Origin of the sequence: Rahnella bruchi, assembly GCF_003614975.1 — a bacterium.
Taxonomy (GTDB): Bacteria; Pseudomonadota; Gammaproteobacteria; order Enterobacterales; family Enterobacteriaceae; genus Rahnella; species Rahnella bruchi.
Genome location: NZ_QZWI01000001.1, coordinates 1,080,970 through 1,093,379, shown reverse-complemented (window position 1 = coordinate 1,093,379; position 12,410 = coordinate 1,080,970). Strand labels below are relative to the sequence as shown.

The following is a 12,410-nucleotide window of genomic DNA, read 5'->3' as shown; positions in this document are numbered from 1 at the left end:
TCAGGCAGGGTAGATTCCATCTTTTTTTACGGCGTGACACCGGTCACAGCTGTTTTACTTTTTGTGAAACAACTCCCACCGGGCTGGGCATTTGCAACAAGATAAATGCAAACTGCTGTATATGCTTGTCGCTTTGCCTAATGAGTTGGTCAATGGATTGTCCTTATACTGGCTGCGCTCCATCCTCTCTGAACCCTACAGTTCTGTGAATGGATTGACTTTTATCTCTGTTTAGAGGCGTTGTCATTAATTGTGGAGAACACCATGGAAACTACCGTTTCAGCAGCCAGTGCCGTAAAAAAAAGAACTAACGCGCGCTACTGGATAGTGGTGATGTTATTTATTGTCACCTCATTTAATTATGGCGATCGTGCCACACTCTCTATTGCCGGTTCGGCAATGGCAAAAGATATTGGGCTGGACTCTGTCGGGATGGGATATATTTTCTCGGCATTTTCATGGGCCTATGTCATCGGACAAATACCCGGCGGCTGGTTGCTGGATAAATTCGGGTCCAAGAAAGTTTATTTCTACAGTATTTTCATCTGGTCCTTATTTACCCTGCTGCAAGGCTTCGTCGATATATTCAGCGGCTTCGGCATTGTGGTTTCTCTCTTCGCGTTACGCTTCCTGGTCGGGCTGGCAGAAGCGCCTTCTTTCCCCGGAAACAGCCGGATCGTCGCTGCCTGGTTCCCTGCTCAGGAACGCGGCACCGCTGTCTCCATTTTCAACTCCGCTCAGTATTTCGCCACGGTCATTTTCGCGCCGATCATGGGCTGGCTGACTCAGACTGTTGGCTGGTCGCATGTCTTCTTCTTCATGGGAGGTCTCGGGATCATCCTGAGTTTTATCTGGCTGAAAGTGATCCACGATCCGAAAGATCATCCGGGCGTAAATCAGGCTGAGCTCGACTACATGGAAGCCGGTGGCGCGCTGATCAATATGGATCAGAAGACCACCAAAAAAGCGCCAGTCAAAGGCGAAAAACTTTTTCAGATTAAACAGTTAATGAAATCCCGCATGATGATTGGCATCTACATAGGCCAGTACTGCATCAATGCTCTGACCTACTTCTTCATCACCTGGTTCCCGGTATATCTGGTGCAGGCGCGCGGCATGTCAATTCTCAAAGCCGGGATGGTGGCCTCCGTGCCTGCGATTTGCGGATTCCTCGGCGGCGTGCTGGGCGGGATTATTTCCGACTGGCTGATGCGCAGAACCGGCAACCTCACGCTGGCGCGCAAAACGCCGATTGTGGTCGGAATGTTGCTGTCGATGTCGATGATCTTCTGTAACTACGTCGATACCGAATGGATGGTGGTAGGCATTATGGCCTTTGCTTTCTTCGGCAAAGGGCTGGGGGCATTGGGCTGGGCGGTGATGGCCGATACCGCACCAAAAGAAATCAGCGGACTTAGCGGCGGCCTGTTCAACATGTTCGGTAACGTCTCCGGCATCATTACGCCAATCGCCATCGGCTACATTATCGGCAGCACAGGATCATTCAACGGCGCGCTGATTTACGTCGGAATTCACGCGTTACTGGCGGTCGTCAGCTACGTATTTATCGTCGGAAAAATCGAACGCATCCAGTTACGCGCCTTCTGAGCTAAAGGAGAATCATGATGAATACGCAATCCTCACCGGTGATTACTGACATGCAGGTCATTCCGGTAGCAGGGCATGACAGCATGCTGATGAACATCGGCGGCGCGCATGGCGCTTATTTTACCCGCAATATCGTTATTCTGACCGACAGCGCCGGGAATACCGGAGTGGGTGAAGCGCCGGGCGGAGAGGTGATTTACAACACGCTGGTGGATGCCATTCCCCAGGTGAAAGGTCAGGAAGTGGCGCGCATGAACCGGCTGGTGCACCAGATCCACGTCGGTAATCAGTCGTCGGATTTTGATTCTTTCGGCAAAGGCGCGTGGACGTTCGAACTGCGCGTCAACGCTGTCGCGGCACTGGAAGCGGCACTCTTAGACCTGATGGGCAAATTCCTCGGCGTTCCGGTGTGCGAGCTCCTCGGGCCAGGCAAACAGCGCGATGAAGTGACGGTGCTGGGATATCTGTTCTACGTCGGCGACCGGCAGAAAACGGATCTTCCCTATCAGGAAGGCGCGCGTGGCGTTCACGACTGGTATCACCTGCGCCATCAGCAGGCGATGAACAGCGAAGCGGTGGTGCGACTGGCGGAAGCGGCGCAGGACCGCTACGGTTTTAAAGATTTCAAACTCAAAGGCGGTGTACTGCCGGGCGAGCAGGAGATCGACGCAGTAAAAGCACTGGCAAAACGTTTCCCTGATGCGCGCATTACCGTCGATCCCAACGGTGCGTGGCTGCTGGATGAAGCGATCGACCTATGCAAAGACCTGCACGGGATCCTCAGTTATGCCGAAGATCCTTGCGGAGCAGAGCAGGGTTTTTCAGGGCGTGAAGTGATGGCGGAATTCCGCCGTGCGACCGGTTTGCCAGTGGCGACCAACATGATCGCCACCAACTGGCGTGAGATGCAGCATGCGGTGATGTTGCAGTCGGTGGATATTCCGCTGGCCGATCCGCACTTCTGGACCATGCACGGCGCGGTGCGCGTGGCGCAACTTTGTGACGAATGGGGCCTGACGTGGGGCTGCCATTCCAATAACCATTTCGATATTTCGCTGGCGATGTTTACCCATGTAGGCGCTGCAGTGCCGGGTAAACCGACGGCCATTGATACGCACTGGATCTGGCAGGAAGGCAACCAGCGCCTGACCAAAGAGCCGCTGCAAATTGTGAACGGAAAAATCAAAGTCCCTGAAAAACCGGGGCTGGGCGTGGAGATCGACATGGATCAAATCCGTCGCGCCCATGAGTTGCATCAGAAACTGCCCTCCGGTGCGCGCAATGATGCTATCGCCATGCAGTACCTGATCCCAGGCTGGACATTCGATCGTAAGCGCCCGGCAATGGGCCGCTGATTAGGAATCTGAATCAATAAGGAGTGAGTATGAGTGCTTCATCTACACCAAAAATTGTTTCCATGCAGGTAATCCCAGTTGCCGGACACGACAGCATGTTGCTCAATCTCAGCGGTGCGCACGCGCCGTTTTTCACCCGTAATATACTGATCCTCAAGGACAGCAGCGGTAATACCGGCGTCGGAGAAGTGCCGGGTGGTGAGAAAATTCGCCAGACGCTGGAGGATTCCTCTTTGCTGGTGATCGGCAAAACGCTGGGTGAATACAAAAACGTGATGACCGCCGTGCGCGAAAAATTCGCCGATCGCGATGCTTCCGGTCGCGGATTACAGACGTTTGATTTGCGTACCACCATTCACGTGGTGACTGCCCTTGAAGCGGCGATGCTGGATTTGCTCGGCAAGCATCTGGGCGTGACCGTGGCGTCATTACTGGGTGACGGTCAGCAGCGCGATGAAGTCGAAATGCTCGGCTATCTATTCTATGTCGGCGACCGCAACAAGACTTCGCTGGGCTATCAGAGCCAGCCGGGCGACAGCTGCGACTGGTACCGTCTGCGCCACGAAGAAGCGCTGACACCGGCGGCGGTGGTACGTCTGGCGGAAGCGGCCTATGAAAAATACGGCTTTAATGATTTCAAACTCAAAGGCGGCGTGCTGGCGGGCAGCGAAGAAGCCGAAGCCGTAACGGCGCTGGCGCAGCGATTCCCGCAGGCGCGCATCACGCTGGATCCTAACGGCGCCTGGTCACTGAATGAAGCGATCGCGCTGGGCAAACAGCTGCGCGGTGTGCTGGCGTATGCCGAAGATCCTTGCGGTGCTGAGCAGGGCTTCTCCGGGCGTGAGGTGATGGCGGAGTTTCGTCAGGCGACCGGTTTGCCGACGGCGACGAATATGATTGCCACCGACTGGCGTCAGATGGGGCATACCATCCAGCTGAAATCCGTGGATATCCCGCTGGCGGATCCGCATTTCTGGACCATGCAAGGTTCAGTGCGCGTGGCGCAGATGTGCCACGAATGGGGACTGACCTGGGGCTCACACTCTAATAATCACTTTGATATTTCGCTGGCAATGTTTACTCAGGTTGCCGCTGCGGCACCGGGTAAAATCACTGCAATCGACACGCACTGGATCTGGCAGGAAGGCAATCAGCGCCTGACGAAAGAACCGTTGCAGATCAAAGGCGGTAAAGTGCGCGTCCCCGAACAGTCGGGTCTGGGCGTCGAGCTGGATATGGATCAGGTGATGAAAGCCCACGAACTGTATAAAGGCATGGGCCTCGGCGCGCGCGACGACGCCCAGGGTATGCAGTTCCTGGTGCCGGACTGGAAGTTCGACCCGAAAAAGCCGTGTCTGGTGCGTTAGTCCACCGGCGTATATCAAAAAGCCTCTCTTGTGAGAGGCTTTTACTTTCCGGCAGAGAACTTAACCCCGTGCGTGCGCAGCCGCTTTCTCAATCAGCTCGTCTGACGGGCGTTGGCCGGTGTACAGCACAAACTGTTCGACAGCTTGTAATGCGGCGACTTCCTCGCCGGTGATGATTTTTTTGCCCTGTTCGCGGCCATAGCGGATAAGCGGTGTCCCGCCCGGTGCTACGACCACGTCAAACACGGTGCTGGCGCGGTCAATCACCTGCTTGTCAAACGCCAGCGACTCGGCTTCTGCGGCACCCGGCATACCAATTGGCGTGACGTTGACCACCATATCCACCGGTAAATCGCCGACTTCGGCTTTCCATTCATAACCATATTCTTCTGCCAGCGCACGGCCGTTCACTTCATTGCGGGCAATGATGTAACCCTTTTTGAATCCGGCGTCACGGATGGCGGCGACCACGGCTTTACCCATACCGCCGCTGCCGCGCAGGGCGAAGACGGCATCACGTGGCACCTGATAGCTGTCGAGCAATTTGGCGACGGCAATATAGTCGGTGTTGTATGCGCGCAGGAAACCGTCGTCATTGACGATGGTATTCACGGACTGAATGGCGGTAGCGGAAGGATCCAGTTCATCGAGGAAAGGAATGCAGGCTTCCTTGAACGGCATCGACACGGCGCAGCCACGAATACCCAGCGCGCGGACACCTTTCACCGCGGCTTCGATATCTTTGGTAGAAAAAGCTTTGTAGACAAAATTCAGGTCTAACGCCTGATAGAGGTAATTATGAAAACGCGTGCCGAAATTTCCCGGACGACCGGAAAGGGACATACACAACTGCGTGTCTTTATTGATTTCCCGACTCATTTCGTTCTCCTGATAGGGGCATTTAGTCTCTCTGAACCTTAGCTGAAACGATACAACCCTACAATCCTACTGTTCCGGTATGATGGAAAAAGTGACGGCTTAACCGTGTTGGATCACGTTAAAATCCTCTTCCGGTTCCGGTGCGACAAAGTGGCGGGATATCAGATCAAACTGCTCATCGGTGACACTAAACTGATGCGTTCCGGCCTGATTGCGTGTCCGCAGCCGGGCTTTACAGACTTCCTCCGGCACGTTCAGATAATGCAGACGGTGGTCCGCGCCCGACTCCGTGATAAGACGCTTCATCCACTGGCGGTTCGCCACGGTATTGGCCGGAAAATCCAGCACGAGCGAGACACCGGCCCTGAGCAGCGAAATGGCGTGTGGCGCAATGGCTTGTCTGAGTTTGGCAGAGCAGTGGACGTAATCCGCCACGCTTTGCATCTCATCCTGATAAAGATGAGCTAGCCACTGGTCTTCATTAAGTACTACGGTGCAGGGTTCTTTAGCCAGTTGAGCTGACAGGGTGGATTTTCCGGAGGCTATTTTCCCGCATAAAATATGCAAAACTGCCGGACGTGCTTGCAGAACATTTTCGGGGCTGGCTGTGGAATTCATTTACCTCTCCTGATCAGACTGCGGTTGAGTCGTTAAAACATCGCATTAATTTCTGAATATGGCGCGGCTTTTTCCAGCATCGGCGTCATTTCATCGTGTCGCAGGAACCTGCTGACTAACTGAGCGTTGTACGCCCATAGCGTTTGCGGCAACCAGGATCCGGCACTGAAATGACCCGGAAAATCGACGCCGCGCGGGCAACATATTCCTCTACCGGCAGCTGATTGCCATCGCGATAGCCCAGAGACCACGCGACGCCCGCGCTGGTGGTCGCAATCGCAGTCGCCCCCAGACTTTCTGACCGCGCGCTGACAGTGCAAATGACGTTCAGGCGACATCCGTTATACTTAGCGGATACGCATAAGCGGAGGCGGTTATGAATTTAGATCTTTTCGATCATCCGGATTTTCACCCGAACTGGCGTGAGGATCTCTGTCCCGGTGCGGTGGTTCTGCGCGGTGCCGCGCTGGAGGAGGATGTGGCACTGCTGGCGGAGATCGACCGTATCGCCGGACTGGTCCCTTTTCAGTACCGGGCCACACCCGGCGGTTACGCGATGTCGGTGGCGATGACCAACTGCGGGGATGTCGGCTGGGTGACAGATAAAGCCGGTTACCGTTATCAGGCGACGTCGCCGGAAAGTCACCAGCAATGGCCGCCGATGCCGGAACTGTTTCGCCATATTGCCATAACGGCGGCGGAGCAGGCGGGATTCCCCGGATTCGAGCCGGATGCCTGCCTGATTAACCGCTATCAGCCGGGCGCCAAAATGAGTCTGCATCAGGACAAAGATGAGCACGATTTCGGCCAGCCGATCGTCTCTGTCTCGCTGGGCTTACCGGCTGTTTTTCAGTTTGGCGGTATGGAGCGCAGCGATAAAACGCAGCGCGTGCAGCTGACGCATGGCGATATTGTGGTGTGGGGCGGCCCGTCGCGGCTGCGTTATCACGGTGTATTGCCGCTGAAAGCGGGCGAGCATCCGCTGACCGGATCCTACAGATTTAATCTGACGTTCCGAAAAGCGATATAAACTGAGGGCATCAGGCAGTAAAGCACAGGACTTTATCCTCATTCTGCTTTACACTGCCGCCCTGCAAAAACTGACATGTTGAATAGATAATTACTTAGGCGGTAAGCGATGAACGGCGTAATCACAACCTGGTTTGAAGATAAAGGTTTCGGTTTTATCAAAGATGAAAACGGCGATAACCGTTATTTCCACGTGATTAAAGTTGCAAACCCTGAGCTGATTAAGAAAGACGCGGCAGTCACTTTTGAGCCGACCACCAATAACAAAGGCCTTTCCGCCTTTGCGGTGAAAGTCGAGCCAGAGAGCAAATACATCTTTATTGCCGGTGAGCGTATCAAAATCACCAGCATCAAATCCTTCCTGGCCTTTAATGAAGAAATGCCGGCAGAAGCGAAAATCGACAAAGAAAACGCCGTACTGTCCGTGGGCCTGCTAATGAACCGCATCCGCCCGCAGGAAGAAGAGAAAAAAGACGCGACGCGTACCATGAAAAAGCTGCTGATCACCACTTTCCAAAACAGCACGTATGTGTTCACTGAAGATGAAATTGATGTCGATGCGACCATCAAAACGCTGAAAGCGCTGTAAGATTTTCAGTTCCAAAACCGGTGCGCATTCGCTGCACCGGTTCTGTTTTTCTCATTATCAATAGGTCACTGTGACTGTCACTGTATCGCTGTAGTTACCTGCGGGCTGATTGCTTTGCGACAAATTCACCGAAGCAGTATACGGGAATGATTGTGATGTTCCGGTACCGGTCGCGCTGCTGTTGGTTGCCGCCGTCCATACCGTGCTGTCGCCTTTAAATATCTGATATTGCAGATAACTGGTGGTGCTGCCGACGGTGGAAGCCATCTGCCGGTACTGACCTGAAGCCAGTACGCTGCTGGAGAGGTTCACGGAATAGCTGGCATTGAGCGTACAACGTACGCTGAGGGTATTGGCGACAACGGTGGTCAGGCCGGAAGGCAGGGCGGCGCTGCCAAATCCGACGTTTGGCGCGCTGTCGATGTAGCAAAAGTTGGTGACGTTAAGCGTCAGGTTGACGGTGCCACTGACGTTGCCGGTATCGGCGATGCACAACAATGTCCCGATGGCCACCGAGCAGATGTTCCACGTCCAGGCGATAGGCACGGTATCGGTGTAGGTGCCAGCCGCCAGATTGGACAGCGTTTTAGGCATCACATAAAGCGGCAATGTACCGTTCGGCCCGGAAAACAGCCCCAGTAATCCCAATGCGGTGGTGCTGCTCCAGCTAATCACATCGCCCTGGTTATATACCGTGCCGCAGCCGCTGTCCTTACACAGGTTGTAGGGCAGAAACTGGCCGGTCGCCGCGCTGTAAAGGCGGGGTTGCGTGCCGGTCGGATGCAGTGTGGCGCCAATGGTTGCGGTAATGGTGTTGGTACCGCCGATACTCAGTAACGGCCCTGTGCAGGTTAATCCGCTGCCACCCGCCGTCACCAGCGGGGACGTGCTGACCGCAAACGAGTTCTGGGTGCCCAGCGTAATGGTGGAGGCCGCCGTGGTACAACCGGCAAAAGCCTGCGATGACGCGCCCAGAAACAGCATCAGCACTAACACGCGCCCGATCCATCGTCTGAATATTCTCATGATTGATCTCCTGGCCTTGCGTTCGCGGCGCTGCCCGCTGTGTTACCAGGGCATGACAGCGGCCCGACTTGCTCAATACTATGACGGTCAGGGTTCAGCCTGAAACTGACCCGACATACCGAATGGTCTTCCTGCTGGATATTCAGCACGTTGTTTTCCTTTAAATGCGAGAAGTACACCAGCCCGTCGTAACCGGTCACGGTGGTTTGCTGCGTATTCTGTTCTGTGACCAGCGTACCCAGTTTCAGCGGTTGTCCGGCGGCGTCATGAAGTGTGATATTGGCCGAAAGCACTTTCTCGACGTTGAATTTCACTACCACGCCGCTGCCTTGTTTCACCGCGATGCGGTCATTGACGTTATTGGCGACCACATCGGCGGGCAGCGGCAGGGTATCGATTTCCACTTTGGCCGGATAATACGAGCTGACGGTCGGGATCAGCAGATGGCCATTCTTATCGGTTTTACCCATTTTCTGGTTCTCGAAAAGTACCGGAACGTCGGCGTAATGGTCGGTATCGACCACAATAAAGGCGTCATTGATCTTGTCAGAAAGGAACCAGTCATTAGCCATAAATACAACTGAACCGCTGAGATCTGCCCAGTTGGTGTAATCCCCCTGATTGCCGTAGAACCCGCCCTGAAGGGTGGCGTAGCGGGATTTCCAGGTGGCATCAGCCTGCTGATAGGGATCGTTGCCGCCGCTGTAGGCCAGATTCCAGCCGAGGCCGCCATCGGTTGGCGTGGCTTTGCTGGCGCCGATTTGCTCCTGATAATTGCCCGCGCTGTCACGCTGTACACCGGCGTTCATGTTGATAGTGGTGCCAATCGGAATGATGAATTGCAGCTGCGCGCTGTAGCCGTTATCGCCCAGCGTTTTATTGAGCGATAAAAACATGCTGCTTTGTCCCCACAGCGAGCGGCTGTAGGAAAAATTCACCAGTCGCGTATGCGAATTGTCATAAGCTTCGACGTCGTAATACCCGATGCCCATCGTGCCGTTTGAAGGCCCGAACGGCGAGGTGCTGAACGTGACCTGATCGGCCTGACGGCTTAACCGCGTGTCACTGGTGTACGACGTCAGATCCTGATAACCCACCGTGCGTTTTGAGCGCAGCGCCGAGAGGCTGAAAATCGTTGAATAATAGGAATAACCCAGCGTGTACTGGCTGCCATCCTTTTTATCCGTGATGTTCTCACCCAGCGGATTGTCGATTTCGCCGCTGGAATCCGGGATGCCCGGCGTCTGACCGTTGTTGTAATTATCCTGCGTAATTATCTGATTATCGCTGCTGACCGGCGGATGATCGGCCTTACTCTGGCTGCCGGATACGCTCAGTGTTCCCCATGTTCCCACTGCGACATCCGCCCCTAAACCTCCCAGCGCCAGACCTTGTACGATTTCGGTATGTCCGGACAGCGTCAGATAATCGCTCAGCCCGTAACGGTAAATCCCGCTGAATGCGGCATCCGAATAGTCGCCGTTGGTGACGCCATAATTGTTGCGCACCGCACCGAGCGAGAAATCAAAATCGCTGAGGTTTTTGCGCAGTAAAGTATTGGAAACGTAAAACGGCACGCTGGTGGAAATCTGACGTCCGACCGCATCGGTGGTAACAATCGTCGCTTCACCGGCACCGTTGATATAAGGCACGTTGGTCAGCGTAAACGGTCCGGAATTCAGGTTGTTGCTGCTGGCCTTGTAGCCATTGAGGAACAGATCAACGGTGCTCGGTACCGCCGCTGTGCCGCTGTACTGCAACAGCGGATACGTCACCAGATCCGGACGCACAGCAAAGTTGCGGCTGATGCGTAAACCGCCCATGCGCGCCGAGTTACTCCAGGTCAGGGAATCGCTGACGAAATCCCCGACCTGATAGCTGATCAGGTTCTTCTCGTCAGTGAATCGCCAGAACGTGTCGTAACGCAGGTAGCCATCCTGTGCGGTGCTGCCGCCATTTTCGTTACCGCCAGAACCGGCGATGTTATAGCGGTAAGTACCGGTATTGGTGAACAGGCCGAGGCTGCTGAATAATCGCTGCTCCATCCAGGTGGCGATGGATTTCGAACCGCCGGGCGGGTCGGTGTAGTACGAATCATAGTTAAACAGCAGGCCGGTGCTGCTTTGTGACGGCGTGTAATTCATCAGCGGATCGCCACTGACATTCTGGTTCGGCAGCCAGGCGTCAGGCACTGTTAACACCAGCTGCTGCGTGGCTGAATCATATTTCGCTTTCACGTCCGGCAGCTCACCGACATTGATCAGCCCCTGCTGGCCGTTAATGTGGATGTGATTTTTTGCCAGTACACCGGCTTCCACGAAATACGCGTTATTACGATAGGTTACCGGCACCACCTGATTATCCGTCTGGCCGTTGACCACAATCGACAGATAAAACATGGCATCGGTCACCACCGGTGCCGCTCGCGGGGCATCGGGCAGTGAAGAATATTCCTGGGCCTGTGCGCCAAAGGCACTGAGATATAACAGGCACAGGCTTCCCCGGAAAATCAGCAGAGGCTGACAACCTGCTCCGGGAAGACGTCTTTTTGGCATCCGTTGCGGCTCCTGCTGTTATTGGCCGCGTGGAATGACAATCGGTTTGGTGTTATCCGCAATTTGCGCATTGAGCTGTGCGCCCGGCGTAACGCCCGCCGGTACCGGCCATCGCATCTGCTGTCCCGGCAACACATATCCCATGAAGCCTCCGACCATGGTTTTGACGCCTTGCTTCTGGTTGTCTGCCGCTGACCAGAACACGTTGCTCAGACGCGCATGGACGATACCGGTATTACGTACCTGCAAATACGTTTTTCCGCCCTCAGACACCGAACGCCAGGTGAGGATCGGACGGGTCGCCGTTGACGCATCGCGCTTCATATCCGGGCGATCATTCGTCCATAAACTGCCGCCATCCATGAACAGCGGCAGAAGATAACGCATCTGCAATTGCAGCCCGACTACCGCTTTGTCTTTGCCCTCACCGGCGCTGTTCAGCGGGGAAGGGATCTCATCGATAATAATGCGGTAAGCCTGTTCGGTATTGGCCGGTACCGGCGTGTTGCGGATCAAACGGATCAGCTGGCGCTGGCCCGGCGGCACGGTAGCAAAAGGCGGGCTGGCGACCACGTTGGTCTGATCCGCGTATTTCTCGTTAAAATTCTCCTGCTTCCAGGCTAGCACGCGCACCTGCAAAGACACGGGATCCGCGCCGCGGTTTTCCAGCCACAGGGCCGATCCGTTCTGATCGGATTCGATAATCTGATAGACCGGCCACACCAGCACCGAACTGGCGGCCTGAACCGCCATGCTGGAAAACAGGGCCACTGTGAGGGCAGAGGTAGCAATCATGCGTGAGAACATCGTCGTCATAGCTCATATCCTGATGATTTAATAAGTGAGAGTCACGGTTACCGTGTCGGTGTAAGTGCCCGCAGTGGGTGACGTCGTGAAAGAAAACAACCGGCCATAGACCGGGTAAGTTTGTGTTGTAGAGGGGAAACTGCTGATGGTCATCGCCTGTGCGCCGGTTCCCCAAATCACGGTGCGTGCGGCGTTCTGATAAAGCTGATAGCCCAGCGTCGCGGTGGCACCGCTGTTGGCCATATATCGCTGGGTGGCAGAGCCGCCGTGTATGCCGTAATCCATGCCAATCGCCACCGTCGTGCCCGGTGTGCAGGTGACCACGACCGAGCCTGCGCCCGACGTGCTGACCACATCGACATTGGTGGGAACCGAAGGAAAAGAGCCGAAGTTGATGGTGCCGAGATTGGTGGTCGGGCTGGAAAGCGAGCTGCCGAAAACGCAGCCATTGGTGAGGGAGGCCGTCACGGTAAACGTAGCAGTGGCCGTGGCACCGCGCGCTGAGCTGCACATTATTACCGGCATCAGTGTGAGCGGCAGCACCATGAGCATCACCTGCGGCACCAGTAAACGGCCA

At 55.1% G+C, this 12,410-nt stretch carries 12 protein-coding genes; 5 read left to right on the top strand and 7 right to left on the bottom strand.

The window, feature by feature from the left end; translation table 11 throughout:
• The first annotated feature begins 264 nt into the window (after nucleotides 1–264).
• The 3 genes from D5398_RS05195 to gudD are packed head-to-tail and all read left to right on the top strand — an operon-like array spanning nucleotide 265 to nucleotide 4,330.
• The gene (locus tag D5398_RS05195) at nucleotides 265–1,608 is read left to right on the top strand and encodes an MFS transporter (RefSeq protein WP_120506612.1); all 1,344 of its coding nucleotides are present in this window, start codon (nucleotides 265–267) and stop codon (nucleotides 1,606–1,608) included.
• A gap of 14 nt (nucleotides 1,609–1,622) precedes the next feature.
• On the top strand, nucleotides 1,623–2,963 hold the full coding sequence (locus tag D5398_RS05190) for an enolase C-terminal domain-like protein (protein WP_208645877.1): 1,341 nt from the start codon (nucleotides 1,623–1,625) through the stop codon (nucleotides 2,961–2,963).
• Nucleotides 2,964–2,992: 29 nt separating this feature from the next.
• Nucleotides 2,993–4,330, top strand: coding sequence for a glucarate dehydratase (gene gudD / locus D5398_RS05185; RefSeq protein WP_120506610.1), 1,338 nt, complete (start codon nucleotides 2,993–2,995; stop codon nucleotides 4,328–4,330).
• 60 nt (nucleotides 4,331–4,390) lie between these two features.
• On the opposite strand, the gene D5398_RS05180 is transcribed toward gudD, so the two are convergent.
• The 3 genes from D5398_RS05180 to D5398_RS25590 form a co-directional block, all read right to left on the bottom strand.
• On the bottom strand, nucleotides 4,391–5,209 hold the full coding sequence (locus D5398_RS05180) for a shikimate 5-dehydrogenase (protein ID WP_120506609.1): 819 nt from the start codon (nucleotides 5,207–5,209) through the stop codon (nucleotides 4,391–4,393).
• A gap of 99 nt (nucleotides 5,210–5,308) precedes the next feature.
• Nucleotides 5,309–5,827, bottom strand: coding sequence for a P-loop nucleotide/nucleoside kinase family protein (locus D5398_RS05175; RefSeq protein WP_120506608.1), 519 nt, complete (start codon nucleotides 5,825–5,827; stop codon nucleotides 5,309–5,311).
• Between the two features lie 115 nt (nucleotides 5,828–5,942).
• On the bottom strand, nucleotides 5,943–6,071 hold the full coding sequence (locus D5398_RS25590; protein ID WP_244216713.1) for a hypothetical protein: 129 nt from the start codon (nucleotides 6,069–6,071) through the stop codon (nucleotides 5,943–5,945).
• A 132-nt stretch (nucleotides 6,072–6,203) separates the two neighbouring features.
• Here D5398_RS25590 and alkB point away from each other — a divergent pair, with 132 nt between their 5' ends.
• Nucleotides 6,204–6,857: a DNA oxidative demethylase AlkB gene (alkB, locus tag D5398_RS05165; RefSeq protein WP_120506607.1), complete on the top strand. Its 654-nt coding sequence runs from the start codon at nucleotides 6,204–6,206 to the stop codon at nucleotides 6,855–6,857.
• Nucleotides 6,858–6,965: 108 nt separating this feature from the next.
• Nucleotides 6,966–7,445, top strand: coding sequence for a cold-shock protein (locus tag D5398_RS05160; RefSeq protein WP_120506606.1), 480 nt, complete (start codon nucleotides 6,966–6,968; stop codon nucleotides 7,443–7,445).
• Between the two features lie 57 nt (nucleotides 7,446–7,502).
• Here D5398_RS05160 and D5398_RS05155 read toward each other — a convergent pair whose 3' ends face one another.
• From D5398_RS05155 to D5398_RS05140, 4 genes are read right to left on the bottom strand one after another with little or no spacing between them, the layout of a single operon-like run.
• On the bottom strand, nucleotides 7,503–8,471 hold the full coding sequence (locus tag D5398_RS05155) for a Csu type fimbrial protein (RefSeq protein ID WP_120506605.1): 969 nt from the start codon (nucleotides 8,469–8,471) through the stop codon (nucleotides 7,503–7,505).
• On the bottom strand, nucleotides 8,468–11,026 hold the full coding sequence (locus tag D5398_RS05150) for a fimbria/pilus outer membrane usher protein (protein ID WP_120506604.1): 2,559 nt from the start codon (nucleotides 11,024–11,026) through the stop codon (nucleotides 8,468–8,470). The genes D5398_RS05155 and D5398_RS05150 overlap by 4 nt, the downstream gene beginning before the upstream one ends.
• Before the next feature lie 18 nt (nucleotides 11,027–11,044).
• Nucleotides 11,045–11,842 (bottom strand): fimbrial biogenesis chaperone, encoded by a 798-nt coding sequence (locus D5398_RS05145; protein ID WP_120506603.1) that lies wholly within the window; start codon nucleotides 11,840–11,842, stop codon nucleotides 11,045–11,047.
• Nucleotides 11,843–11,860: 18 nt separating this feature from the next.
• Nucleotides 11,861–12,379 carry a Csu type fimbrial protein gene (locus D5398_RS05140; RefSeq protein ID WP_425272769.1) on the bottom strand — a complete coding sequence of 173 codons (519 nt, stop codon included), beginning with the start codon at nucleotides 12,377–12,379 and terminating at the stop codon, nucleotides 11,861–11,863.
• Nucleotides 12,380–12,410: the final 31 nt, after the last annotated feature.

Coding starts and splice junctions, on each gene's coding strand:
- D5398_RS05155 (WP_120506605.1), bottom strand. CDS start 8,471: ATGAGAATATTCAGACGATGGATCGGGCGCGTGTTAGTGCTGATGCTG.
- D5398_RS05180 (WP_120506609.1), bottom strand. CDS start 5,209: ATGAGTCGGGAAATCAATAAAGACACGCAGTTGTGTATGTCCCTTTCC.
- D5398_RS05160 (WP_120506606.1), top strand. CDS start 6,966: ATGAACGGCGTAATCACAACCTGGTTTGAAGATAAAGGTTTCGGTTTT.
- D5398_RS05140 (WP_425272769.1), bottom strand. CDS start 12,379: ATGGTGCTGCCGCTCACACTGATGCCGGTAATAATGTGCAGCTCAGCG.
- D5398_RS05190 (WP_208645877.1), top strand. CDS start 1,623: ATGATGAATACGCAATCCTCACCGGTGATTACTGACATGCAGGTCATT.
- D5398_RS05195 (WP_120506612.1), top strand. CDS start 265: ATGGAAACTACCGTTTCAGCAGCCAGTGCCGTAAAAAAAAGAACTAAC.
- D5398_RS05175 (WP_120506608.1), bottom strand. CDS start 5,827: ATGAATTCCACAGCCAGCCCCGAAAATGTTCTGCAAGCACGTCCGGCA.
- D5398_RS05150 (WP_120506604.1), bottom strand. CDS start 11,026: ATGCCAAAAAGACGTCTTCCCGGAGCAGGTTGTCAGCCTCTGCTGATT.
- D5398_RS05145 (WP_120506603.1), bottom strand. CDS start 11,842: ATGACGACGATGTTCTCACGCATGATTGCTACCTCTGCCCTCACAGTG.
- alkB (WP_120506607.1), top strand. CDS start 6,204: ATGAATTTAGATCTTTTCGATCATCCGGATTTTCACCCGAACTGGCGT.
- gudD (WP_120506610.1), top strand. CDS start 2,993: ATGAGTGCTTCATCTACACCAAAAATTGTTTCCATGCAGGTAATCCCA.